General features: G+C 50.8%; 19 protein-coding genes. 10 read left to right on the top strand and 9 right to left on the bottom strand.

Annotated elements, in window-relative coordinates; genetic code table 11:
- Positions 1-5: 5 nt before the first annotated feature.
- On the bottom strand, positions 6-3,305 hold the full coding sequence (locus K3T83_RS06190) for a S41 family peptidase (protein WP_220202105.1): 3,300 nt from the start codon (positions 3,303-3,305) through the stop codon (positions 6-8).
- A 338-nt stretch (positions 3,306-3,643) separates the two neighbouring features.
- Here K3T83_RS06190 and K3T83_RS06185 point away from each other — a divergent pair, with 338 nt between their 5' ends.
- From K3T83_RS06185 to K3T83_RS06140, 10 genes are all read left to right on the top strand, one after another.
- Positions 3,644-4,417 carry an FKBP-type peptidyl-prolyl cis-trans isomerase gene (locus tag K3T83_RS06185; protein ID WP_220202104.1) on the top strand — a complete coding sequence of 258 codons (774 nt, stop codon included), beginning with the start codon at positions 3,644-3,646 and terminating at the stop codon, positions 4,415-4,417.
- 422 nt (positions 4,418-4,839) lie between these two features.
- The gene (locus tag K3T83_RS06180; protein ID WP_220202103.1) at positions 4,840-6,252 is read left to right on the top strand and encodes a solute carrier family 23 protein; all 1,413 of its coding nucleotides are present in this window, start codon (positions 4,840-4,842) and stop codon (positions 6,250-6,252) included.
- Between the two features lie 490 nt (positions 6,253-6,742).
- On the top strand, positions 6,743-7,735 hold the full coding sequence (gene pyrB, locus K3T83_RS06175; RefSeq protein ID WP_220202102.1) for an aspartate carbamoyltransferase: 993 nt from the start codon (positions 6,743-6,745) through the stop codon (positions 7,733-7,735).
- A gap of 22 nt (positions 7,736-7,757) precedes the next feature.
- Entirely contained in the window at positions 7,758-8,909 is a 1,152-nt protein-coding gene (gene carA / locus K3T83_RS06170) for a glutamine-hydrolyzing carbamoyl-phosphate synthase small subunit (protein ID WP_220202101.1), read from the top strand.
- Positions 8,884-12,099: a carbamoyl-phosphate synthase (glutamine-hydrolyzing) large subunit gene (gene carB, locus K3T83_RS06165; RefSeq protein ID WP_373324468.1), complete on the top strand. Its 3,216-nt coding sequence runs from the start codon at positions 8,884-8,886 to the stop codon at positions 12,097-12,099. Before carA ends, carB begins: the two co-directional genes overlap by 26 nt.
- 22 nt (positions 12,100-12,121) lie before the next feature.
- Complete coding sequence (locus tag K3T83_RS06160; RefSeq protein WP_220202099.1) at positions 12,122-13,510, top strand: dihydroorotase; 1,389 nt, start codon at positions 12,122-12,124, stop codon at positions 13,508-13,510.
- Positions 13,476-14,120 carry a phosphoribosyltransferase family protein gene (locus tag K3T83_RS06155; protein WP_236064834.1) on the top strand — a complete coding sequence of 215 codons (645 nt, stop codon included), beginning with the start codon at positions 13,476-13,478 and terminating at the stop codon, positions 14,118-14,120. The genes K3T83_RS06160 and K3T83_RS06155 overlap by 35 nt, the downstream gene beginning before the upstream one ends.
- A 10-nt stretch (positions 14,121-14,130) precedes the next feature.
- The gene (gene pyrF, locus K3T83_RS06150) at positions 14,131-14,946 is read left to right on the top strand and encodes an orotidine-5'-phosphate decarboxylase (RefSeq protein WP_220202098.1); all 816 of its coding nucleotides are present in this window, start codon (positions 14,131-14,133) and stop codon (positions 14,944-14,946) included.
- A complete protein-coding gene (locus tag K3T83_RS06145) occupies positions 14,936-15,889 on the top strand; it encodes a dihydroorotate dehydrogenase (protein WP_220202097.1) in 954 nt (317 codons plus the stop codon). Before pyrF ends, K3T83_RS06145 begins: the two co-directional genes overlap by 11 nt.
- A gap of 228 nt (positions 15,890-16,117) precedes the next feature.
- A complete protein-coding gene (locus K3T83_RS06140) occupies positions 16,118-17,044 on the top strand; it encodes an acyltransferase domain-containing protein (protein ID WP_220202096.1) in 927 nt (308 codons plus the stop codon).
- A 61-nt stretch (positions 17,045-17,105) separates the two neighbouring features.
- Here K3T83_RS06140 and leuA read toward each other — a convergent pair whose 3' ends face one another.
- The 8 genes from leuA to K3T83_RS06100 all read right to left on the bottom strand — a co-directional run bounded on the left by leuA (position 17,106) and on the right by K3T83_RS06100 (position 26,723).
- Positions 17,106-18,836, bottom strand: coding sequence for a 2-isopropylmalate synthase (leuA, locus tag K3T83_RS06135; RefSeq protein WP_220202095.1), 1,731 nt, complete (start codon positions 18,834-18,836; stop codon positions 17,106-17,108).
- A 36-nt stretch (positions 18,837-18,872) separates the two neighbouring features.
- A complete protein-coding gene (locus K3T83_RS06130; protein WP_220202094.1) occupies positions 18,873-19,613 on the bottom strand; it encodes a FadR/GntR family transcriptional regulator in 741 nt (246 codons plus the stop codon).
- A gap of 135 nt (positions 19,614-19,748) precedes the next feature.
- Positions 19,749-21,545 carry a M23 family metallopeptidase gene (locus tag K3T83_RS06125; RefSeq protein ID WP_220202093.1) on the bottom strand — a complete coding sequence of 599 codons (1,797 nt, stop codon included), beginning with the start codon at positions 21,543-21,545 and terminating at the stop codon, positions 19,749-19,751.
- Positions 21,546-21,861: 316 nt separating this feature from the next.
- Positions 21,862-22,665 carry a cyclase family protein gene (locus K3T83_RS06120; protein WP_220202092.1) on the bottom strand — a complete coding sequence of 268 codons (804 nt, stop codon included), beginning with the start codon at positions 22,663-22,665 and terminating at the stop codon, positions 21,862-21,864.
- A gap of 98 nt (positions 22,666-22,763) precedes the next feature.
- Positions 22,764-23,120 (bottom strand): MazG nucleotide pyrophosphohydrolase domain-containing protein, encoded by a 357-nt coding sequence (locus K3T83_RS06115; RefSeq protein WP_220202091.1) that lies wholly within the window; start codon positions 23,118-23,120, stop codon positions 22,764-22,766.
- A gap of 39 nt (positions 23,121-23,159) precedes the next feature.
- Positions 23,160-24,032 (bottom strand): LLM class F420-dependent oxidoreductase, encoded by an 873-nt coding sequence (locus K3T83_RS06110; RefSeq protein WP_220202090.1) that lies wholly within the window; start codon positions 24,030-24,032, stop codon positions 23,160-23,162.
- A 6-nt stretch (positions 24,033-24,038) separates the two neighbouring features.
- Positions 24,039-24,623 carry a putative glycolipid-binding domain-containing protein gene (locus K3T83_RS06105; RefSeq protein WP_220202089.1) on the bottom strand — a complete coding sequence of 195 codons (585 nt, stop codon included), beginning with the start codon at positions 24,621-24,623 and terminating at the stop codon, positions 24,039-24,041.
- 18 nt (positions 24,624-24,641) lie between these two features.
- Positions 24,642-26,723 (bottom strand): arginine--tRNA ligase, encoded by a 2,082-nt coding sequence (locus K3T83_RS06100; protein ID WP_220202088.1) that lies wholly within the window; start codon positions 26,721-26,723, stop codon positions 24,642-24,644.
- Positions 26,724-26,958: the final 235 nt, after the last annotated feature.

Here is a 26,958-nt window from a genome sequence, read left to right as displayed (position 1 = left end):
TTGACTTATGCTTGCGGATGAGGAATGCGTCCTCGATGTGGTCGTTCGCCGGGCTTTGGTTCCAGGGTTGGACACTCATCAGCCAGATGCAGTGCTTCGGCAATGGCGCGCTCTAACTGCGGATCGAACGCATGAATATAATCTTGCGGCGCAATATCAACCTCGATATCTGGCTCGGTGCCGTAGTTCTCGATATCCCAGCCAACATCTTTAAACCAGTTCGCATACTCTGGTTGTGTGGTATAGGTGCCGTCCACCAGACGATGGCGCGGTGATATACCGATCACACCGCCCCATGTGCGCTTGCCAATCAGTGGGCCTAAACCCATTAATTTAAAGCTGTGGCAGAAAATGTCGCCATCGGAGCCTGCGTGTTCGTTGGTTAATGCCACCATCGGGCCGCGTGGTGATTCGCGCGGATAGGGCGTTGGTTGTCCCCAACGCGAGAACTTATAGCCGATACGCTTGCGTGCCAGCTTTTCCAACAACAAACCAGACACACGACCACCGCCATTCCAGCGCACATCCACAATCAGAGCCGGGTAGTCATATTCCGTCAGGTAACTACGGTGAAATTCGGCATAGCCTCTATCTGACATATTGGGGATATGGATATAGCCCACCCGCCCATTTGATTGCGTATGAACTGTGCGGCGGTTGCTTTCCACCCACTCGCGATAGCGTGCGCTGTTCTCATCTGCATAGGAGATAGCGGTTACTATGACAATACGCGTCTCGCCGGTTTTTACCGCTTCGATGGTCAGCTGCACTTCACAATCTACCTGATTGACTAGTAGTTCCTGTGGATTACGCTTGTGTCCCACGCGTTGCCCATTGATCGCGAGAATTGCATCGCCGACTTCGATATTGAGTCCTGGTGAGGTCAGCGGCGAGGTAGCCTCTTTATTGGCCGGATCACCTCGCACGATGCGTGCTATGCGATAGTGTTCTGTCTCGGTATTGTACTCCCAATCAACACCCAGGAAGCCCTGGCGATAGAAGCGTCCCTGGCGAATATCGCCGCCATATTCATAAGCGTGTGAGGTGCCAAGCTCGCCCTGCAATTCATGGATCAGATCGGAAAGCTCTGAACGGGAGCTGACGCGTTCCAGCAGCGGCGCATATTGGGCATAGATGGCATCCCAGTCTACGCCGGACATATCCTCTGCCCAGAACTGTTCTCGCTGCAAACGCCAGGCTTCTGCAAACATCTGTTTCCATTCGCTTGCCGGTTGGACTGAGACCTTCACGCGATGCAGATCTATCCAGCCGGTATCGCGCCAATGGTCGCTATTCTCTGGACGTGGCGGTTTCTCGCCAGCTTTGATGACGCGCAAACGACGACTGGAACGGTATAGTAACATCTTGTTATCGCGCGAGAGGCTCCAGTTATTGACCCCATCAATGATGCGTTCGGTACGTTGCGTATCAAGATCATAGCACTCAACCCAGCCTTGCGATGAACCGCTATGTGAAAGCGTACCGCTGACGGGAAAGATCATGAGCAGAACTTTGCCACGTATCCCATAAATGGCTCCATAGCGTCCCTCGCCTAGTGGGAAGGGGATTGCGCGTTCGGTAATACCTTCTAAATCGATCACAAGTGACCGAGACTTTTTGGAATCATCCTCTTTCTCGGGTTTGTCTTCTCTTGCGCCGTTCGCACTCTTTTCAACAACCGCATCCGATGTCGCAAATTCCTCAGTTGCTGTTTCTTTCTTCCTGACCGAGTTCTCACCTCTATCCGCGAGCAGCTTTGGCTCGACGATAAATGGTGAGCGAATATCGCGTCGTAGCGGGATAGCGTATGGCATCACGCCGCGAGGAAAACTCCATTCAAATTGCATGTTATCTGGAACCGGATTAAAGATGCGGTAGCCCAGGAAGTAGAGATATTTGCCATCGGGATCAAACGAGGGGCAGACATCTTCCAGAATCGGCTCAGTGGCGAAATAGGTCTCGCCATTTTCCAGATCACCAAGCTTGATCGCCCTTTTCTGATCTGTGCAGGCAAAGCTGTAGGCAATCCAGTGTCCATCGGGAGACCAGGCGATATCGTGGATGCGCTCATAATCGCTACGGTCAAGCACGCCTGATTGTCCCGTTGCCAGATCAACGACGATCAGTTCCTGACGATGATTGGCGATCGCAACCACATCATCGGTTGGCGAAACCTCCATCTCCACCGCACGGCCAAATTCCACGTCCGTTAAGATGTGTGGATCATCATCTTTATCGGGATCAAAGATGACCAGCGCCTCCCTGCCGGGCTGATCGCAGATTGCTACCAGTCGTCTCCCATCGTTGAGCCATTCCAGAAAACGATAACGTACTCCGTCCGACTCTCCATGCTGCACAACGGCACCCTCCCAGTTGCTCATCGAGAATGCTTTGCCGCGCGTTGTCAATGCGATGGCGTGTCCCTGGGGATGCAGTGCAACCGTATCGAGATAATAATCAGCAGAGATAAATTTACGATTCAATTGAGTGCGCTGGCTCGGCAGGATCACCTCTATCTGATGCACCTCATCAGTTTGAGGGTCAAAGAGATAGAGATCTGCGCCTGCTTGAAAGACGAGGCGATTTCCATCTGTTGAAAGATGTCTGGCATAAAAATCATTTTGTTGTGTATGACGACGTAAATTTTCTCCATGAGGTGTACAAGAATAAATATTTCCAATACCTTCATGATCGGATACAAAGTAAATACGCTCTCCAACCCAACATGGATCTGCCAGGTTTCCCTGCAAACGCAACAGGCGTTGAAATGTGCCGCTACCATCGCTATCACACCATAAATGCCCGGCTGTCCCGCCACGATAGCGTTTCCAATAAGCTGGCTCCTCGATATTTCTTCCCAGTACCACGCCACCTTGAGGGCCGTACGAGATGGCGTTTGCCATGCCGACTGGGAGCTGTTGAGGCAAGCCTCCCTGTAGACTGATCGTGTAGATCACTTTGTAGTCGTGAGTGAATTGCCCGGCGCTGCTGGCATAGAGGATTGTGGTACTGTCCGGCGACCAACCTAGCACGATGCAGGAAGAATCGCCTTGAAATGTGAGACGTTGCGCAGGACCACCCTGTGCTGGCATAACATAGACCTCACTAGCACCTTCTTCGCGCCCAATAAAGGCCAGGAGTTGACCGTCAGGAGAGAAACGGGGATGGCTGGCCCTACCGACTCCAGCCGTGAGGCGTTCTGCACGTCCACCCTCACACGACACTACCCACAAATCATCTTCTGATACGAATACGATCTGGTCTTGATGAATAGTAGGGAATCGCACATACCCTTGCGATGGCATACTGCCTCCTTGTATATTTGAGGACTCTTTGTGTGTTTACCCTTTGGTACTTATTGTGTAGTACATGGGGCAGGATCACTTATAGGAGAAGATATACAGTATTTGTCGTATCAAGATACTGATACTACCTTAGATATTGGGTAGTATTGTATCACATCCATACAATTATGTCGAGCATAGAAAGAGCACGAACGAATAACATATAATGTGACGCTTGCCACTACGCTGCTAAAACTGTCTTTGAGTCTTACCCCTCTTGCCAGAATATGAATTTGATGGTAACCTCGACCTGCTATAATTTTGCCCGAAATAAATAAATAAGAGGAGAAACATTTTCTATGACACAGACGGTGAATGGTCAAAATAAGACGCCACAGAGACGCAGCCGTCCTGGTCAGCGTCAGCAGGAACGCCTCATGCGTCAGGAACGTCGGAACCGGCGGAGGCGAATATGGATCACCAGCATTGCGGCTGTCGTGTTAATTGCAGCTGGCGTAACCGGGCTTGTGAGCTATGAGCGCTATACAGCTCAACAAACAGAGGCTGCCAACAAGATTCGCGATCAACATGCGACCGCGACGGCAAATGTCCATGCGACGGGAACGGCGATTGTCGATGCTACTGCTACCGGCGCGGCCAATGCGAAAGCGACGGCGGAAGTGCATGCGACGGGGACTGCCGTTGCTAAAGTGATCCTGACGGCGACAAACGGAACCCCGGTTCCTACAGCCGGTCCCGCGACTCCTCCGTCTGTCTCTGGTAGTCCGATCAAAATGGCAGACGGTTTGCAGTATATAGATATTAAACAGGGAACTGGTGCGGAGGCGAAAGAGGGTAGCACAGTTACAGTGGAATATACTGGCTGGTTGCAAAGCGATGGGAAAAAATTTGATAGCTCTTATGATCGGGGCGCGCAACCGTTTGATGTGACTCCTCTTGGACAGGCTCAGGTCATTCCTGGTTGGAATAAAGGTCTGGTGGGCATGAAAGTGGGTGGCACGCGTCGTTTGATTATCGGTCCTGATCTGGCCTACGGTGCTGCTGGATCTCCTCCCGTCATTCCTGCCAACGCCACGCTCATCTTTGATGTGACCGTGATTGCTGTGAAGTAGGCATGATTTTCATCAATCAGCCTTATAACCGGTAAGCTTCTGGGGGGGGCCGTATGGTTCGCCTGGATTTTCCTCTTGTTTGCATGCCAGTACAAAATGGACTGGCATGCTCTTTGTGCTCCTCGCCCTTGATGCTTCTCACAATCACGTGATGGCTTGTAGAATCCTTGACTTTTGCCTGCCCTATTCAGTATACTTTCAACAATTTCAACCGATTCTACGTATGCTTGAGTAAAAAGGAGGTCTCTCCTCATGTATCTCTGTAATTGGATACGAAGAGATGACGGCACGTTGTTTTGTCGTGCTATGTCTATTCCTCCATCTTTGAGAGCGCGCTCCTTATTTTTTCCTCGTTCCAATGCCAGGGAATGAGGCTTTTTTTTGTGCTCTTATCGGTCAACTTCTCAAGAAAGGTATTATTGATGAGCGTAACAAACAACTCTGATGCGCGACAGCCCTTCTTTCAATCCTACTTCCCCCATTGGAAGCTTAAGACTGAAGGGGTGATCGCTCCCGATGAGCGGCTTCCCTGGGGACAGACCATTCTGGTTGGTTTACAGCATGTCGTCGCGATGTTCGGCTCAACGGTGCTGGCTCCCCTGCTGCTTGGGTTCGATCCTAATACTGCCATTTTGTTCTCAGGGATTGGCACCCTGCTCTTCTTTCTTATCGTTGGAGGGCGTGTGCCGAGCTATCTTGGCTCCAGCTTTGCTTTTATCGCGGTCGTCGTGACGGCCACACAGTATGCAGGAAAGGGGCCAAATCCTCATATAGATGTAGCTCTGGGTGGCATTGTTGCCGCTGGTGTCGTCTATGCTATTATCGCCGTGATCGTCATGCTCGTTGGTTATAAGTGGATTGAGGTATTGATGCCACCTGTCGTCACGGGTGCTATTGTGATGGCAATCGGACTGAATCTGGCACCTACGGCAATTGCCGATGCGAGTAGTAGCGCGTTTAACGGCTGGATGGCGCTGATTACGTTGTTGGCTGTTGCTGGTGTAGCGGTCTATTTGCCTGCCACATTGCGTCGTCTTCCGATCTTGCTTGGTGGCATTATTGGCTATATTGTCAGCTGGCTTGGTGGACTGGCTGGCCTAGGCCCACAGATCGATTTTACCCCTGTTGCAAAAGCTGCCTGGGTTGGCCTGCCAACCTTTGCATCTCCGACATTTACAGGGAACGCGGTGAGCCTGATTGCCCCAGTTGCGGTAATTCTTGTCGCCGAAAATACTGGTCATCTCAAAGCGGTTGCCGCCATGACCGGTTCCAATCTGGATCGCTATCTTGGTCGGGCCTTTTTGGGCGATGCCGTTGCTACCATTATCTCTGGGCTGGGGGGCGGTATGGGAGTCACGACCTATGCAGAGAATATTGGCGCTATGGCTGTGAGCCGCATTTACTCCTCGCTGGTCTTTGTCGTGGCAGGTATCGTGGCAATGCTACTGGGCCTCTGTCCGAAATTTGGCGCATTGATCGGAACAATCCCACAGGGCGTGATTGGTGGTCTGGCGATTGTGCTTTTCGGCCTCATTGCCGCTACCGGCGGCCGCATCTGGGTGGAAAATCAGGTCGATTTTTCAAAGAGCCGTAATTTAATTACTGCCGCTGTTTCGTTAACCATCGGTGCTGGCATGGTTGGCAATTTGGGAATAACTATTGGCAATTTGACAGTTGGTGGTATCGGTGTGGTAACGTTTGCCGCCATTATCCTCTATCAGATTCTCCGTGAGCGTTATCCCCAGCCGGAAGAGGCGGTCAGTGCTGATGCAGCTGTCGGTCGCAACCCTGATGAAGAGAGGGTGGTGCAATCGCCTGCATCATCTGAGGAATAGGGATTTGTGATTGTTTGTAGAAAAATAAAGCAGCGTGGCTGTTCTGCGGCGTTTGCACGCTGCTTTATCCCTTTGTATGTGTATTTTGTACTTGACTTTTAAAAAATCTGGGGGTATACTCTTAGCAATTTGAGACAAGTTTCCCGATAATTTTCAGACACTGGAGAAGGTGTAGCATCATCATGGGCTTGACTGTGTGGATTGAGATAATACAAACCTCGTGGGGGTGTTGTCTCTTTCAAATGCAGGATGGGCCTGGTGTTCTCTCGTTAGGAAGAGTGTTTCTTCCTCACCCCATTGATTCGGGGGTGAGGATTTTTTTTAATCTGGTGATTGCGGATTTCGTTCAATAAACGCGTCAAGGGCGGGTCTTCTTGCTGAGCTTCCCATTTGGGACGGTAAAGATGAGAATGATGACCTGTCAACCTATCGTTATCAAACTTGCCGCAGGGCGTGATGAGCAGGTCCATCAGACAATGCTGGAGGTTATATGAGCCAGGTCGCATTTCGCATTCGCAACGAGCTTGCAATGATCAACGGTGATTTTTGTGGCAAAGATATTGTTTCTCTGGACCAGTTTGCTAGACAGGACATAGAATACCTTTTGCCCGTCATCCAGCACATGAAAAATTTGGCGGTGAATCACGAGGTATCCCATCTCCTGGCCGGACATCTGATCTCGTTGCTCTTCTTTGAACCTTCCAGTCGTACTTTCTCCTCTTTCGCAGCTGCCGTGAAACGTCTGGGAGGACAGACTATCGAAATTCAAAACCCGGAGACCGTCTCTTCCGTGAGTAAAGGGGAGTCTTTTGAAGATACGATCCGCGTCTTCGAGGCATACTCTAGCGCGATTGTGCTTCGCCATCCTGTACCCGGTTCGGCACGTGCCGCTGCTCGTGCTGCAAAGGATATTCCAGTCGTCAATGCTGGTGACGGGAATAATGAGCATCCAACTCAAACACTGCTTGACATGTACACGATTTATGAGCAGTTTGGACGGCTCGATCATTTAACTGGCTTGCTGGCAGGCGATGTCTTCAATAGTCGTACCTTGCATTCATTGATGCGAGGTCTCTCACTCTTCAATAATAATATTGTATACTTACTTTCACCACCACAATTGCGCCTGGACCGTTCAGATCTGGCACAATTTGTCAAGAGAGGTCTCAGAATTATTGAGATCGACAGCGAAAAGGATATTCCGCACGACTGTCAGTTCTGGTACTGGACACGCATTCAGAAAGAACGCTTTGCTTCTTTAGATGCTTATGCGGAAATCGTTGCAAAAAATTTTACTGTAACACCTTCTTTGCTCGATACTTATGCGAGCAAAAACACGATCTTGATGGACCCGTTACCCAGAGTTGGCACCATTGATCCGGCAGTCGATGATGATGAGCGGGCGGTGTACTTGCGCTCACAGATCCGCAATGGATTGTATACGCGCATGGCGCTGCTGGCGTTGATTCTAGGGAAGGCTTAAACGTACATTGAAAGGGATGACAATGCAGCATAATACTGTGCATAGTGATCTGCTTATTGCAAACTCTACCGAATCAGCCCCTCAAGCGTTCACTGATCATCGTCCTGCCAGGTCACGGGGAGCGCTCCTGCTGGAAGATGGTACGGTGTTCGAGGGCATTTCGTTTGGGTATGAAGGGCCGATTGCTGGCGAGGTGGTGTTTTGTACGGGTATGGTTGGCTATCCTGAGACCTTGACCGACGCCTCCTATAGAGGGCAGATCTTAGCCATGACCTATCCCCTGGTTGGGAACTATGGGGTGCAGGACCGCTCCACCTGGGAAGATGACCGTATTCATGTGGCCGGGCTGATTGTTTCTGACTATGTTGATACCCCTTCACATGCTCAAAGTACCATGACGCTCGCTACATGGTTGCAGCAGGAAGGGATTCCGGCCCTGGAAATTAAAGATACGCGTCTCCTCACCAAACATATCCGAACGCATGGGACTATGCTGGGCAAAATTGTTTTTGACGATGACATCCCTTTCTACGATCCCGATCTCGATAACCTGGTTGAACAGGTTTCAGTGAAACAAATGTTACGTGAAGGATCTGGTGAGACGACCATCGTGTTGATCGATTGCGGGGCCAAACGCAATATCCGCCGTAGCCTTCTCGCCAGAAATGTGCAGTTGATTACCGTTCCCTGGGACTGGGATCTCTTCTCTCCCACGAATAACTTCGATTTCGATGGCATCTTGATCTCCAACGGGCCGGGCAACCCGCAAATGGTAGACACGACCGTTCAGACGATACGGACGGCACTGGAGCGCAAAATCCCCACGATGGGTATCTGTCTGGGCCATCAACTGCTGGCCCTTGCTGCTGGCGGTGAGACCTATAAGCTGAAGTTTGGGCATAGAAGCCAGAACCAGCCCTGCCTCCTTCCCAATGAGAAACGGTGCTACATCACAACTCAAAATCATAGCTTTGCTGTTGGCACGCTGCCTCCTGAGTTTTCTCCCTGGTTTATCAATGCCAATGACGGCAGTAATGAAGGGATGAAGCACAATACGCTTCCTTTCTTCTCCGTACAGTTCCATCCAGAGGCAACCCCTGGGCCGATGGATACCGAGTGGATTTTTGACTACTTTTTGCAGCGTGTAAATGAGACCAGAGAGGGAAAAAACTAAGGTGAAAACGTTCCGTAAAGTGTTGGTGTTGGGAGCTGGGGCACTGAAAATTGGGCAGGCCGGAGAGTTTGATTACTCCGGCTCACAGGCTCTCAAAGCCTTACGCGAAGAGGGTATCAGCACTATTCTGATCAACCCCAATATTGCAACCATTCAGACCTCAAAACAACTCGCTGACCAGATCTACTTTTTGCCCGTGACGCCTTTCTTTGTCGCCAAAGTCATCGAGAAAGAACGCCCCGACGGTATCTTGCTCTCCTTTGGTGGACAGACGGCGCTTAACTGTGGAATTGCACTCTTCCAGAGCGGAGTTCTGGAGAAGTACGGCGTGGAGATTCTGGGTACACCGATCTCCGCGATTATCTTGACCGAAGACCGCCAGGAGTTTGCTGAACACCTCCATCGTATCAACATTCCTACTCCACAGAGTCGTAGCACTGAAACGTTGGATGAGGCGTTGCAAATCGGCGAAGAGATCGGCTTCCCCGTGATGGTTCGCGCCGGCTATGCGCTGGGCGGACAGGGTTCTGGCATTGCTCAGGATCGCGAGGATCTGAAGCGCATTGTCAGCGGCGCCCTGGCCTTCGCACCACAGGTGCTCATCGAGCAGTACCTGCACCATTATAAAGAAGTAGAGTACGAGGTGGTGCGCGACTCCTATGACAATTGCATCACCGTTTGTAATATGGAAAATATGGACCCGCTGGGTATTCATACCGGCGAGTCCGTCGTCATCGCTCCTAGCCAGACGTTGACGAACCATGAGTATCATATGTTGCGCTCGGCCTCAACCTCGATTGTGCGCAGCCTGGGTATCGTGGGCGAGTGTAATGTGCAGTTTGCTCTTGACCCCCAGACATCGCAGTATTATGTAATCGAGGTCAATGCTCGCCTTTCTCGTAGTTCTGCTCTGGCAAGTAAGGCTACTGGCTATCCTCTGGCCTATGTCGCGGCGAAGCTGGCACTGGGTTACGGACTGACCGAGCTGACCAATAAAGTAACTGGCGTTACTCAGGCCTGTTTTGAACCCAGCCTGGACTATGTGGTGGTAAAAATCCCGCGCTGGGATCTGGAAAAGTTCAAGGGTGTAGACGAGACAATTGGCACTGGCATGAAATCGGTTGGCGAGGTTATGGGCATTGGTCGTACATTTGAGGAAGCTTATCAAAAAGCCATTCGCATGCTCGATCTGGACCTGGAAGGAGTGACCTCTGAAAAGCTCTTTACGCAGGGCGAGTCGCCACTCGATATCATCACGAAATACCTCTATACGCCGACTCCCAAGCGCATGTTTGCTCTGCCATTAGCGATGCGTCAGGGTTTTCCGATTGAAGAAATTTACGATATCACCGGGATCGATCCCTGGTTTTTAAAGCGGATCAAGTATATCGTTGATATGGAGCAAGATCTGCAAGTCAATGGCGATCTTTCGGCTTCCCGACTGCTTGCCCTCAAACAATCGGGTCTGTCCGACAAGCGTATTGGCGAACTGACGGGCCATACCGGGCTGGAAATACGGGCGCTGCGTAAGGCGTTGGAGGTGACTCCCTCCATCTTCCAGATCGATACGCTTGCTGGCGAGTTTCCTTCTAATACCAACTATCTCTACATGACCTATAATGGGCAGCACAACGATGTTGAGCCGTTACATGATGAGGGCGTGGTGATCCTCGGTTCTGGCCCGTATCGCATCGGCTCATCGGTCGAGTTCGACTGGACCTGCGTGAGTACCGTCGAAGCTCTGAAGAAGCATCAGAAGCGCTCTATTGTTGTGAACTGTAACCCTGAAACCGTCTCGACTGACTATGACATTTCAGATAGGCTCTATTTTGAAGAGCTAACCTTTGAGCGTATTGCCGATATCTGTGAATTCGAGTCGCCTCATGGCGTCGTGGTCTCCGTTGGTGGACAGACGCCCAATAACCGGGTCAAGGCGCTGTATAATTATGGGTTTACCATCCTGGGTACGTCGGCGACCGATATCGATGGGGCGGAAGATCGCTATAAATTCTCGCAGTTGCTGGATAAGCTTGGCATTCATCAACCCGCCTGGGCTACCCTTGCCAATATGGAGGAGCTTTCGCGCTTTGTCGAGCGCGTGGGCTATCCTGTGCTGGTGCGTCCGTCCTATGTCCTCTCTGGCAGCGCGATGAACGTCTGTTATACGCGAGAGCAACTGGAACGCTATACCAGAGAGGCTGCAGCTGTCTCGCCAGAGCATCCTATCACGGTCTCCAAGTTCTTTCAGAAAGTCAAGGAGATTGAACTGGATGCGGTGGCGCAACGGGGTGAGGTCAAGGCGTTTGTAATCTCTGAGCATATCGAAAATGCGGGCGTGCATTCTGGCGATGCGACCATTATGTTGCCTCCCCAGACGCTGAATGATGTCACAAAGACGCGGATCGAAGAGGTTGGGCGCGCGGTTGCTAAAGCGTTATCGATCACGGGACCATTCAATATTCAGTTCCTCGCCAAAGATAATCAGGTTTATGTCATCGAGGCCAATCTCAGGGCGTCGCGCACCTTCCCGTTTATCTCGAAGGTGACGGGGGTCAACTTTATCGAGCTGTTTGTTGATGCGCTCTTTGAGGAGGTTCCCACCGTTACTCTGCCGCCGCTTAATTTTACTGCAGTCAAGGCTCCTCAATTCTCGTTCTCCCGCCTGACCGGAGCTGATCCCATTCTGCGGGTCGAGATGGCCTCTACCGGCGAGGTGGCCTGCTTTGGCGAAGATCTAGAAGATGCTTATCTCAAAGCGATTATTGCTACTGGCGGTCGCGTTCCCCAGAAGGGCATCTTTATCAGTCTGGGCGGCGACGATAAAAAGGCTCGCTTCCTTGAAGGCGCGCAGCTGCTGGCAAAGCTTGGCGTGCCGCTCTATGCAACAGAAAAGACTGCGGCGTTCTTGCAAGCTCATGGAATTGATGCTACCATGCTATATAAGTTGCATGAGCACAAAGAGCCAAATATCCTGACCTACTTCCGTGAGAATAAGGTTGATCTGGCAATTAACGTCGTCGATCAACATACAACCAAAGAGGTTGATGACGGCTACCTCATGCGTCGTTATGCTATCGATCACAATATTCACCTCTTCACGAAGATTAAACAGGCGCGTCTGTTTGCGAAAGCTATCGTGGAGAAAGATCTGGAGACGGTTTCCATCAAGGCATGGAGCGAGTATAACTAGTATCATCGGGGGAGGAATACAAATGAAAACGAAGTTGCTAGGGTCTATTGTCTTGCCAGATCGTATCGTGCAGGGAACGCTCTCTCTCTCGGAGGGCAAAATCGAGCGGGTCGAGGAAGGCTTCCCGGCTGATGTATCGCAGTGCTATGATTTTCGTGGTCGCTATCTGCTGCCGGGTTTAATCGAGGTACATGGTCATATGCGTGAGCCGGGTCTGGAATATAAAGAAGATATTCCTCACGGCACGCGTGCTGGCCTGGCTGGAGGCTATACAACGATTCTCGATATGCCCAACGTAAAGCCTCCCACCACGACCGTTGCTCGCCTGGAAGAACAGATCGCCCGGTATAGCGGCAGGGCGTATACCGATTTCGCGATCAATATGGGTGTCGCGCGTGACGATATTGACGAGCTAAACAGGGTGGATGTCGAGAAGATTACCGGGGTCAAGATGTTCGCGGCAGGTCATGGCACCGCGTTGACGACGATTGCGCAACTGAGCGATCAGGCCAGGATTTTTGAGATCCTGGGTCGTCGCGGCATCATGGCAATAGTTCACGCCGAGAATCAGGAATTGGTGGATTATTTTACGCGTACTTATCGCGATGTGCTGCAACGGAGCGATCCCGCTGCCTGGAGCGAGGCCCGCAATCTGGCGGTGGCTCTGACCTCGGTATTGGAGATGATCGCGCTGGCTCGACAGTTTGGCGTCAAGCTCTATCTGCTTCATCTCTCGACGCCGGAAGAGTTTGCGGCCATCGAGTATGGCAGAAAAATAGATGTGGATGTCTATGGCGAGGTGACGACGTTTCACCTCGCGTTTAACACCACTGATTATCAGAAGTATGGGCACATGGTCAATATTGCGCCTCCCATTCGTTCGCCGGAGGTGCAGGATCAGGTGTGGCAGATGTTACGGGACGGGACAATCGATACGGTGGTGACAGATCATGCTCCTCATACTCTTGATGAGAAAGGGCGCGAGAGCGCCTGGGAGGTTTCATCGGGCGTGCCGGGTTTGCAGGAGGCATTGCCTGTACTGATCAGCCATTGGGTCAGGCGTTTCGGTCACGGGACACTTGAAGAAGGGTTGATCCGTATTGCGCAGGTGACTTCGCAAAATATTGCACGTATCTTTGGCTTTGGACAGAAGGGTGGATTAATGGCAGGGAAAGACGCTGACATTGTTGTCGTTGACACCACGCAGCAGTGGAAGGTGAAAAGGAGCGATCTTTTCACAAAGAATCAATGGTCTGCATACGAAGGAATGGAGTTTATTGGACGGCCTGTAGCAACATTCCTGCGAGGAAATCTTGCCTACTGCGACGGCAAGATAATTGGAGATCCACTGGGAAAACGGATTGAGAGGTGTCATTATGAACGATCCAAAGATTATGCAGATATTCTCTGATGTTGGTGCAGTAGTCAGCGATAGTCATTTTGTCTATAGCTCTGGTCGCCATAGTTCGGTCTATATCAATAAGGATGCCTTGTATGTGCATTCCAACGTCATATCGGCGCTCTGTCGTCTGATGGTTCGCTCCTATACTGCCGATCAGATTGATGTGGTGGTTGGCCCGGTTCTGGGAGGCATTGTACTCTCACAATGGGTGGCTTATTATTTGAATCAGAAGCGCTCAAGCGGTGAAACGCTGGCGGTCTTTGCCGAAAAAGAGAGCGATGGCCCCGACAAACATTTTGCCTTTCATCGTGGCTATGATCGCTATCTGGCAGGAAAAAATGTGCTGGTCGTTGAAGATATTCTCACAACTGGTGGCTCGGCGCGTCAGGTGATAGATCTGGTACGGCAACACGGCGGCAACGTGTTGGGATTGACTGCTTTGTGTAATCGCGGCAACGTGCAGCCGGAAGATGTCGGGAACGTGCCAATACAAACGCTGATTACGGTCTCGCTTGAGACGTACACAGAAGAAGATTGTCCTTTCTGCCAGCAAAATGTACCCATCAATATTGAACTGGGTAAAGGTCGAGCGTTCCTGGCGAAGAAAAAGACGGCGTGAGGGATATATCATGAGCTTTGTTGAAAAATTGCTGGCTGCTTCAAGGATGAATGACAGTCTGTTGTGTGTCGGGTTAGATCCCGAACCTTCGCGTTTTTCCGCCCAATATGCAGGTATGTCGCCGGAGCAGGCTGTGCGAGCATTTTGTCTGGCAATTATTGAGGCGACTGCTTCCTATGCCTGCGCCTTCAAACCGAACAGTGCCTTTTTCGAGGTGCTGGGACCAGCGGGACTACAAGTGTTGCAAGAGGTCATCAAGGCTGTACCCGCGCATATCCCCGTGATTCTTGATGCCAAGCGAGGGGATATGGGTAATACGGCTCGTAATTATGCTAAAGCTGTATTTGAAGTGTACCATGCTGATGCTGTTACGGTTAACCCTTATCAGGGGTACGATGCGGTCTTACCTTTTTTAGAGTATTCCGATAAAGGTATCATTTTGCTGTGCCGTACTTCTAATCCTGGCTCTCGTGATTTTCAAGATCTGCGTGTGCAGGGCGATGATGGGAGGGAGCAGCCATTGTATGAAGCTGTTGCCCGACGTATCCAATCCTGGAATAAAGACAATAATTGTGGCCTGGTTGTGGGTGCCACTTATCCAGAAGAGTTACGTGAGTTGCGTGCAATCTGTCCGACGATGCCCATCTTAATTCCTGGTGTGGGAGCGCAAGGAGGAGATCTGAAGGCGTCGGTGCAAGCTGGCGTCGATGCTCAGGGAGAGCTGGCTATTATTTCAGCATCACGTTCTGTCTTGTATGCCTCTGATCCGGCACACGAAGCGCGTGAGTTGCGAGATGCAATCAATGAGGTGAGGCGTGGCGGATGATGGCCTCGTTCGTTTACAGGTCGAACTGGCACCCCGCCATAAAACTGGATTGCTGCTGAAAAATCCGGTGATGACGGCATCTGGCACGTTTGGCTATGGGGTTGAACTGGTCCGTATTGCCGAAGTACAGCGCCTGGGTGCCGTGATCTGCAAAGGAACGACGCTCCATGCTCGCGCCGGGAATGCATCTCCTCGAACGCTAGAAGTTGCTTCGGGTCTCATCAATGCAATTGGTTTGCAAAATCCAGGGGTTCGGGTAGTTGTGGAGAAATATGCACCTGTCTGGGCCTCCTGGGAGACGCCAGTAATTGTGAATGTGGCCGGCACGAGCATTGATGAGTATGTAGAGGTGGCGGAATATCTTGAGGGCGTAGCTGGCATTGCAGCCCTTGAACTGAACGTCTCTTGTCCCAACGTACACCAGGGCGGCATTGTCTTTGGTGCCAGTCCGCAGATTATTGCAGATGTGACGATGGCGGTGCGCAATGCAACCACATTGCCGCTGATTGTCAAGCTTTCACCCAATGCCGGCGAAGTTCGCCCTGCTGCCCTGGCTGCTGCATCAGCAGGAGCAGATGCCGTGTCCCTCATTAATACAATCACCAGCATCAGCATTGATATTCATGCTCGTCGTTTGCGATTGGACAACGGAACTGGTGGTTTTTCTGGTCCAGCCATCAAGCCAATTGCGCTACGAATGGTCTATGAAGTTGCTGGTGAACTGCGTGCATCCCATCCCCATATACCAGTTATCGGCATCGGTGGTATCTCTTCTGCCCAGGATGCCCTGGAGTTCTTGATGGCTGGTGCCTCTGCTATTCAAGTTGGCACCATGAATCTTATCAATCCTCGTGCCTGTATTGAGATTGTTGAGGGCATCGAGGCATTTCTCCGCCAGGAAGAAATAAGCGATATTCACGATATTGTGGGAGCAGCATTGTAGTGCTCTGTATGTAAAGAAATAGTGTGAGAAAGCAGACGGCGGAGATGTCTCTCCTCGCTCATTAAGCATGTGAAGATCATACAAGGTCAAGAGATGAGATATTGATATCTCACCATTAAGAGGAGTAGCTATGTTTGAAAGGAGCCTTCAGGCAATGAACTTGCTGCGCAGTTGGGGTTGGGCGAGGATTTTAGCTCCTGGCTTGTTGAACTGGAAGCAATTGGGTCAGTGACACCGTCCGTCCATCTACCTGATAAGCACCAGGTCAGCGGTTTGTTTACTCGCCTGGGTGTGCAACCTGCGGATGCAGCCGAGATTCTGGATGCATGGCCGGCCCTGGATCAATCTCCTGAGTGGTGGTGGTTGTTGCACCACTGCCATCTGCAACTCGTAGCTCTGATGGATAAACCGTTCACAGCACATCCCCCGCAATGGCGACCACTTCCACAGCATTTGGGGTCTTTAGGAAGGCTGTTTTACGTATATGTGTTCCTTGCAACGCTTCCTGCGATACGGCAATGGCACCACCAGCGCGGCATTCCTGACGATGTGTCCTGGGCCACCCTCGCTGATCTCGGTGAAAACCTTGCCATCCATCGGCGTATGTTTGGAGTGGCGGGCCTTGATGTTCCGCAATGGCTCACGCTCCACTTTGGGGGCAAACTCTATCGGCTTGCTCGATTGCAGTTCGAACGTTGGCGACTCTCTCCTCGATGGGCGATCTACAGCAACGAAGGCAGCGACAATGGAGTCACATTGAGACCTGGTGCTCCAGCGCTTTCTGTCCACATTCCAGAGTCGGGTGGGCCACTCTCGCCAGATATATGCTCCGAGTCGTTTGAGCAGGCACGCTCTTTTTTCGCCCATCACTTCCCAGAGGAAACGTACAACTTTGCGCGGTGTTCGTCCTGGTTGCTCGATCCCCAACTTGCCGACTATTTGCCATCTACCTCCAACATCGTCCGTTTCCAGCGACGATTTCATCTGGTTCCAGGTGGAGTGGATGATGATCTATCTATCATACGCTTTGTCTTTAGACGTGCTGCCTTCTCACTTGATGACCTCCCACAGCGCACCGCGCTCGAACGTGCTGTGGTCGCCCACCTACGAGCGGGGGAGCATTGGCAAGTTCGCTCTGGTTGGCTCACCTTGTAGGCGCTGATTTTCTTTTACAACGGCAGCTCAAAATGCTGCCGTTGTTGAGATGCTCTTTCTATTAAATGACGTGTTGATGGATCTGTTCAGATCGATTCAACGCACATATCACTGCTTTGGCCGCTGCTCCGTTAGCATCAGCATCGAGAGCAGCACCAAATAATGTTTTTCCTGCTGCCGTTTGTACCTGAACATAGGCTGTAGCTTGCTGGTCTGAGCCTTGTGTATATGGATGTGCCTGATATGAAAGAAGCTTGCAATTCGCCAGATCTCCCTGATTTAATGCCCCCACAAAAGCCTGTGCTGGATTATTTCCCATCGCTTGCACCTTGCGCACTACTCCATCAACACGTATCTGGGCCGTGCATGAGACTGTATCGGAGGCATGGTTGCTCTGCTCAATCGAAAGATTCTCCAATTGATATGGTCCTTCGCTCTGGAAATATTCATGCTCGAATGCCTGGAAAATCTGCGCGCTGGAAAGCTCTGCTCCACTGGTGTCTGCCAATGACTGGATGATGCGGCCAAATTCGGCGTGCATTGCCTTTGGTAACTGCAAGCCAAATTCTTGCTCCAGCACATAGGCTATGCCGCCTTTTCCCGATTGCGCATTAATACGAATAATGGCTTCGTAGGTGCGGCCCAGATCTGCCGGATCAATTGGCAGATACGGAACTTCCCAGAGCGCTCCCGGTGTTGTATCCTGAGCTGCCATCCCTTTGCGAATAGCATCTTGATGTGAGCCTGAGAAGGCTGTAAAGACGAGATCGCCAGCATAGGGATGGCGAACCGGCACTTCCATATGTGTGCATTTTTCATGAATAGCTCGTATCCTATCGAGATTGCTGAAATCCAGGCCCGGATCAATCCCTTCCATATACATGTTGAGAGCGAGCGTTACCAGATCAACATTTCCGGTGCGTTCACCGTTGCCAAATAGTGTTCCCTCGATGCGCTCTCCACCTGCCAGCAATCCCAGTTCAGCCGAAGCAACACCTGTTCCCCGGTCGTTATGTGTATGCAAACTGATGATGACCGCTTCTCTATTGCGCAAATGACGACAGATCCATTCGATCTGATCTGCATGCACATTTGGCATGGCAATTTCAACGGTCTTTGGCAAGTTAAGAATCATCTTGTTCTCGGGTGTTGGCTGCCACACATCGATGACGGCCTCGCTGATTTCCAGGGCAAAATCCATTTCAGTGAGGGCAAAACTTTCAGGTGTGTATTCAAAGATGACCTGACTTTCAGAAAGCGTGGGCGCCAGTTCTTTGATCAAACGTGTGGCGCGTATTGCCAGACCGATAATTTCTGGCTTCTCCAGGCCAAAGACAATCTTGCGCTGTTGTGGGGATGTCGAGTTGTAGAGATGCAAAATTACTTTCTTTGCACCCTTGACCGCATCGACGGTACGGCGAATCAAATCCTCGCGGGCCTGCGTCAATACCTGAATGGTCACATCTTCTGGAATAAGTTCTTCCTCGATTAAACGGCGGATGAAGTCGAATTCGATTTGAGATGCTGAAGGAAAACCAACCTCAATTTCTTTGAAGCCAATCTCTACCAGCAGCTTGAACATCTCCATCTTCTCGGCTACGCCCATTGGCGTGGGAAGAGCCTGGTTGCCGTCGCGCAGATCGACGCTACACCATATCGGTGCGGTCGTGAGCACCTGTGACGGCCAGCGTCGTTCTTCTAACTCAATGGGAGGATATGGTCGATATTTCGTAATTCGCCCCTTCTGCATTCCCTTTGCTGCTTCCAATCGATTTTTGACAGGTGTAGTCATAGCCTGTTTTGCTCCTCTCTTCGTAAGGTTATGCTTTTATTTGGAAGAATGTATATCTTTTGATTGCTCATTTTCAACAATTTCCTGAAATCGATCGGTTGATGCACCCAGCATCTTTGCCATGAGATGTTGTGCCCTCTGAGGATCTTGTTGAGCGATTGCTTCCGCTATCTTCTCGTGAAGGATCTGTCCTTGCTCATTCAGACCTGGAACTTTGTTCGCTTGCATCCATGCCTCACGATGTACATCAACGAAGGCGCGATACAGATCTGCCAGCACAGCGTTCTTTGTCGCATCGGCAATCGCGATATGAAATGTGAGATCGGCATCGATAAAAGCTTGCTCGTGTTCGGGAGCCAGAAATGCTCGCCTCTTTTGGAGCGCCTCTTGAAGTCGGGCGAGATCTTGTTCGTCTCGGCGCTGAGCTGCCAGGCGCACACATTCCAGCTCCAATGTATGGCGAACTTCAAAAACCTCAAAGACCTTTGCTCGTTGCAGCCTTTGTCCAAGCGGTTCAGCGCCCGGCGGCGGCGTACAAACATATGTCCCGTCGCCTGCCCGTACATCGACAAGGCCCATATGTGACAGCACGCGCATTGCTTCGCGCAATGTTGAGCGTCCCACCGCAAGTTGAGCCATCAGTTCCGGCTCGGTTGGTAGCTTGCTGCCCACAGGAAAACTTCCATTGGCAATTTGTTGCTGAAGATAACTCAACACCTGATCGACGAGCGGCTGTCGTCGAACCGGCGCCGAGGGAGAATGTTGCGTTGAGTCCATAAACACAATCCTATTATGCTAGAAACATCCGATCATCAGATGTTTCTAGCATAATAGTAAATGTGTCGTTTGTCAACCACACACTAGCATCCTGGATTGCCCCTCAATAGCGCTTACATATGGCGCGAGGATTTGCTAGCAGTAATATGCGGCAAGTGTCCTGGTCGAGCTTCCCTTCCCGGTATTACCTACTGTCCAGAGGCTCGTTGAGCTGGGAACGTGCGCGACGGCCAGAAGGAAGTTATTAGCTGGATCAGGGTTGGGACTGGTAACGATATTCCATTTTGTTCCGTTCCAGTGTTCGATAAGCGTTTGTGAGGACTGATACGTTTTGCTCTGGCTTGCTCCCACAGCCCAGATATCGTTCACTGAGATAGTACTGATATCAGTAAGGGAATCGTTATATCCTGCAACTTCAGCAGCAGGAACGACGCTCCATTGCGTTCCGTTCCAGTGTTCCATTAGTGTTTGGGATGTGGAATTGCTACCAGAGGGCAGGTATTGGCCCACTGCCCAGACGTTGCTTGCTGAGGTCGCAGAAAGAGCAACCAGGCTACCATTAAGCTGTGAGGCGGGATGAGCAATGATGCTCCATTTATGTCCATTCCAGTGCTCAATTAAGGCGCTATGCTCCGTAAAGGCAACATTTGGACCGGTGTAACCGACAGCCCAGATATCGTTTGCCGAAACAGCATGGATATCCGAAAGAGTTGCATCTGTATTATTCACATTCGGGCTGGTGATGATGCTCCATGTGATCCCGTTCCAGTGTTCGATGAGTGTCTGAGTGTGGCCCAGGCCGCCGCTAAAATAGGAGCCGACGGCCCATATATTGTTTTGAGAAATGGCCGTCACCCCTACGAGCGTATTATTCGTATCGCGATTCGGACTGGGAAGGATATTCCATGTGGAGCCATTCCAATGCTCAATCAATGTGCGAGTATTGCCCGTCTGATCATTGCTGCTGCCAACGGCAAACACATTATTTTTAGCGGTGACTACAACACTAAACAGTGCATTGTTATTGGTGCTGCTATTGGGGCTGGGAATAACGCTCCATGTGGAACCATTCCAGTGCTCGGTCAGCGCTGTCGTATGCCCTGTTGTGTCGTCGAAGCCGCTACCAACGGCCCATATATCGTTGGCTGTTACGGCCGCGATTTTGTGGAGAACGCTCTGTGATCCCACATTTGGACTGGATGCGATCGTCCACGCGCAGGTGGCACTCTTTGGCTGGCATTGCGGTACAGGGAATGGTTGCTGTACACCCTTTACCAGACCGTCCAGATAGACGCTTTTGGGATCTCCAGGTTTGTTCTCAAGAACCTGATGACCGCAGAGAGATTGCGCAAGGAACGATACATAAGTTCCTGTGTGTCCGCTGCCATTGATGATGGAGATATGGGTATGCTCAACGTCTGTTTGCTCACCGCATCCCGGGTTGAGCGTATTTGCATAACCCAGCACTGTATTTGCTCTTACAACCTGTCCGGCATGGACCGCAATGTTGGCCAGATGAACGTACACGCTCCACCAGTCATCGCCGTGATCGACCAGGACGACGTGACATGCCTTTTGTACAGCGAGCACTTTGCCTGCTGCTAAAGGCAAAGTTGGTGTCGATGCGGTTCCGCTGGAAACCTCCGGCTCTAAAACGAGGTCAAGCGCATCTGAATCTGTCTGTTTCATCAGTGTGTAGGATGTAGCGCCGGGAGTGTCGTCAGTAATCGCCTGAAAATTGTCGCCATGAAGACCAAATGAGCCGATGCTGATGCGTGTATTTGTTGGATATGGGAGTGCCCATGATGGAGCAGGCCCAATAGCTGCATGTACTGCTTGATGTAATTGTATGGATGCTGATATCAGTAGAGAGCTAACGACGATGAGAATGGGAAGGACACCAGCTCCAATACCTGAGTATCTCTTAGACATAGTTTTCTGCCACCTCTTGCTACAACATCATGAAAAACATTCTGTATTTATAATCTCTCAGAAAGGGGATGATTCTGTTAAATAAAGGTTGATAAGTGGTTGTGAATAAATAAAAGTTATTAACGTTTATCAATAGCACAAGATATTCTGTAAAATTATTTCTGCTTCTTTGCTTAGATGATGTCACAAAGGTAGAAGTCTCTTTCAAGACAATATCAGAAGTAAGAAAAGGAGCAGATAAAAGGGAGACACGATCCCTTTTATCTGCTCCTTCTGTTCTATTGAATGGAGAGATTACGAAGTTTTATCTTTGTGCTCAGGAGAGAAAAGCGATAGCTCTCCCTGGTCCTCCTGTAGCTCCAGCGACCTTGACTGGAAGAAAGAGAAAATAAGCACCCCGCGCCGGTAATTGTGCAAGGCCCGTTAACAACTCCACGTAACGCATACCTCGACTCAATCCCTCATGGTGGGCAGGCGCTCCATCGTGGGTGGCCCCGATACTAGGTGCATCAATCCCCAGGCAGCGTACGCCTCGCTCATACAGATAAAGTACTGCTCCTACATCAGGGGCGGGCCAGCCTGGTCCTTGCTTGAATAATAACGGTCCTTTACAGTAAGCGTCTCCCTGTGGACCAGCTACATAATATTTATCCCAACCTGTATGAAGCAAGACGACTTCGCCAGCTTGTAGGGGACCATGTTCTTGTTCCCACGACTGTATGTGCTCAGCAGTGATCCAGGGACTTTTGCCCGGATCGCCTTGACCGGTGAGGTGAGTAACATTGACAACTGCCGCTGGTCCTCCGAGATCACGCAGGGGAACTTTTTCTCCTGTCTGTAAACCAAGCTCGTTGGCCCAGGGAAGTTGAGAATCAGGGGGAGGGATAAAATGCGTTGGGGCGTCAAAATGCGTGCCGCAATGCTCATCAATGATCCAGAAACGCGTTTGATATGGTCCTGTGCTTGCCACATGGCCCTGGCGCTCATCCAGTGCTGCATAGTAGTTCCAAACTTTCGTGGTATGGGCCATATGTGTGGGCCATGAGCCAGGGAGATCAGGGGAGACTGTGACGGAGAGATCGATGATTTGTAAGTGTTGAAGCTCATCCCAGATAGCCATAAAGTACCTCGTTTCCGCTATTGGATACTATTACGCTATATCGCATTATTGCCACGTTCATTATAATATCAAGCTAATCTAATCACATCGCTGTCTGCTTACTTATATTTCCAGGTGCGATCTAGATTTTTCTCCATCTTTGCCAGATATGCTCGTTGTAAATCAACACCGGTATAATTCGCGAGCTTGAAAATATAGGCGAGACAATCGGCGAGTTCCTGTCCAATATCGTCCCGATGTGCGGCCAGCGCCTCTTCGAGCGTTTGTGCCTCGCCTTCGGTGCGTCGTGGATCTTGCATGTGGTGGACTTTTTTGAGAACCTGTGCCACCTCTCCAACCTCGCCGCTAAGCAGCATCATGTTGAGAAAGACATCATCGCTGAAGCCTTTTTGTTCATCCAGCCAGCGATGAAATTCCTGAAAATCTTGCAAGGTGCGCATCTCATTTGGAAACATAGTTTGTCCTCCTTCAACATAACACTGCTCTCAACCTGCTTATCCTTCGTACTGCGCTTTAAGCGGTTCGGCCACTTCTTTCGCCAGACGTTGGACAATATGCTGTGGATAGGGCGCTCTAAGGTTCAAGATTAGATGGGTTGCTCCCGCTTCGATAAAGTCCTGTACCCTCTTGCGGTTCCCCTCCATATCATCCGGGTTCATCACCAGTTGTACCGAGCGCTGGATTGTTGCCGGATCTCGTTGAATGGCCGCGCAATGACCATCCAGCACCTCATTTTTGTGTCGAAACTCCTCTACGGATTGCCCCACATAGTTCCAGATGCTGGCGTACTCGGCGGTGATACGCAAGGTGAGCTTCTCTCCGCTGCCCCCAATGACGATGGGTGGATACGGCTTTTGCACGGGCTTGGGTTCGCAATAGGCATCTTTCAACTGGTAATATTTCCCCTCGAAAGATGGTGTCGTTTCCGTCCATAGGAGACGAATGACTTCGCAGGCTTCACGCAAGCGCTTGAGACGTTCGCCTGGAGCATAGAGGGGAATGCCATAGGCGTTATGTTCCAGCTCGTTCCAGCCAGCTCCAATGCCGAAATCCAGCCGACCGTGTGAAATAACATCGACCGTCGTTGCGATATTGGCAAGCACTGCCGGATGGCGATACGTATTGCCTGTAACCATAAGGCCAAGACGCAGGCGGCTGGTTTGTGCCGCGAACGCTCCTAAAAGCGTCCAGCCCTCAAGACACGGACCGGTCGGATCGTTGCCCAGCGGCATAAAATGATCGAACAGCCATGCATGTTCGATCACTGGTATCTCGTCCGCTTCCTTCCAGACGCGGAGCATATCTTCATAGGTCGTGTTCTGTGGTGCCGTCTTGATACCAAAGTTCAATGTCTTCCTGGTTGCCATAGTCTGTTACCTCTCTTCATCTCTCTCAGACCAGACTCTCCTCCAAAGATCAGGATAGTCCAGGATCAGTCCATCGTGATCGGTCTGTAGTTCTGCTGTGAAACCACTCTCCAATCCTTCATATTTATACATGTTACCACGTGCGCTTGTACTCAAGCAGGTGTAACGCTGTCTGACCGGTTGAAACTGAAGTTCGGGCAAGCTGAAATAGACAACCGTGATTTCTGTTGCTTGACCCGGCATGAGATGAAGGCGGCGGATTGGTAGGGTATTGGTGAAAGGTGTCACGGTAATATCAACGTCGATACAACCTGAAAGAGAGGGTAGAGGTGTGCCATTAGCAGTGTGCCATTGCCCGGTACCATCTGCCAGCAAATGGAGTTGACGGGCTGGATGGTCGAGTAGCTCAAGCGATACGGCACGAACATACCATGTCGCATCACAGCGAATTGTATAATGGGCGCGAAACGCTGTATCCTCCTCGATGGCGATGAGCAAGCTATCAGCGATGATCTCCCCATTTTGCTCAAAGAGACGCAGATGTTCTAGCCCAGGCCCGTCACAACGGGAGAATAGAACGTTTCGCTTCATATGTGTTCTTCTCTACTGCTAAATGCGCTCCAGCGGTTCAAATCCGAGCGTGCGAAGTACGTTGTTCATGGTTTGAACTGTCGCTCTGACCAGCCATGTGCGGAATGCCTTGATTTGCTCATCAGTTTCGCGCACAATAGGCGGGGTATGCTCGAAAAAGTCGCTGAAGTGTGCGGCCAGATCGTAGGCATAGGATGCGAGCGTCGGCGGTGCGAGTTGCTCGGTTGCTTCTGCCAGGCGGCGTGGATAGGCATCGATGTGGCGCAGCAGCTCCCATTCGCTCTGGTCGAGTTGGTCTGGTAATTGTGCCAGGCCGGTTGGTATCTCGTAGCCCGTTTCTTGTAGACGACGCAGGATGCTGTTGGCCCGCGCATAGGCGTATTGGAGATAGACGCCTGTGTCGCCTTTTGAGCGCAATACCTCATCCATGTCGAGAGCAATGATTTGTTGCAGATTAAAGCGAATCATGAAGTAGCGAATCGCGGACGCTGCAAGGACAGCAGCCGTCGTTTCATTCGTTTCAGGTTTATCATCCTGTCGGCGCACTTCGAGCATACGCTTGATTGCTGCATTGATCAGGTCATCGGCTTTAATTTCGATGCCTTTGCGACCAGACATAGCGTAAGACTCGCGCCCATCAGAGGTATCAATGCCCAGTTGCGCGGCGGTAGCGGCTGAGAGCGTGACCACTTCATAGGCGAGGTGCCGCGAGTTGTCGGCCTGCTCTGCAAATCCCAGGCGACGCACGCTTTCGTACACGACCTGTTGCAAATACGACTGGCGCACATCGATCACGTTGATGGCGCGTTTTGCATGCCCAAAGCGTTTGGGATCGGCCTCTTCCGCATTTTGCGATGCATCTGTCGCTGCTCGCATGCTCCACAATTTACGTCCATCATGTTGAATGCCCCAGGGGACAAATGTAAACTGAACATCGATGCCCAGTTCGTCAGTAATACCGAGCTTCCAGAGTTGATAGGCGATGTCTTTTGCCGTATAGGTCGCCGTACCATCGCTGCGGACCAGAATCTTATCGCTGGTGCGATCTCCTTCGTTGGTCTGAGACTCGCCATCGCCAAATGGGAGAATCCAGCAGCCTGCCGCCGGACCCGTTTCAGGTTTTTCCAACAGGTTGCGTTTCTGAAGTACTTCAAAGGTGCGCTTCCAAAGTCCTGCCTTGAGAATAACAGACTCCCAGGGGAGCAGATCGTAGGAGATGTTGAGGCGCGACATCGTTTTGAGATGCGCCTGGACGATCTGTTGTGAGAGGTCGTGTGCTAGTGTTGGATAATCTGGACCGTTCTCTGGCTCACCACCATGTTCAATTGCTCGCATCACTTCCCGGCGCAAGGTTGTGGCCGCCTGACTTTGCTCTGAGCCTTCTTCATAGACTTTTTGTACCGCCACGTACACGCGCGAACAATAGTAGTCGAAAGACTCTCCAGGCAGTTGTTCGTTCCCCTCAGCCAGTTGGAGTTGCCCTCTCTGGAGCAACGTAAATCCTACAACGACATCTGCCACCTGGACGCCAGAATCGTCAATGTAGTTATCGGCTTCAACTTGATAGCCCTGTGAGCGCAGCATGCGTACAACAGTATCTCCAATGCAAGCGTTGCGCAGGTGTCCAACGTGGGCGGCTTTGTTGCTGTTGATGTTGGTATGTTCTACGATAACTCTGGTTCCCGTCCCCATATCGCTCTGCCCAAAATCAGGTCCAGCCTCCAGCACCCGCTCCATAATCTCTTTGCCAACTTCAGGGCGATTCAGGCGAAAATTAATATATCCTGGTCGGGTGGGAGTGATTTCCTGAATAATAGGAATATGCATATCTCGTAGGATGCTGACGAGAGCTTCTGCTATTGGGAGCGCTGGTCGCCCTAATCTGTTCTTCCCCTGCCATGACATCACGGGCATTGAATAGTCGCCAAAGCTGGATTGAGCCGAGAAACGCAGGTCCAGCGGAAGCTGTTCTATATCAAATTGGATATTTTCTTGTGCAAGGTAGGTGGCTACTGCCTGCTTTATAACAGCAGTAAGATACTCATAAAGATCTTTTGCTGTATTCTCTGCCATATCATATGCCTCACTGGTTACGTTCATTTATATTCCTCTCTGCAATCCAATTAGTGCAATCTACTATAACGTAGCTTTGGTATACGGTCAAGTATCGGAGAGGACGACACATTTCACCATGACTCGACAAATCACGTCCTCTCTATTATACTGCGTCCAGACCATGTTTATGATGTATCTCCTACTGGCTTGCGCAAGATGCAGCTATGGAGACGCTCTATCATTTATAGTAAAGTGGATGTGTGGAGATATTTCTGCTGTC

The sequence above is a fragment of the Reticulibacter mediterranei genome (assembly GCF_016587455.1).
The sequence above is the reverse complement of the archived record's forward strand: the minus strand, read 5'-3'. Positions and strand labels throughout refer to the sequence as shown.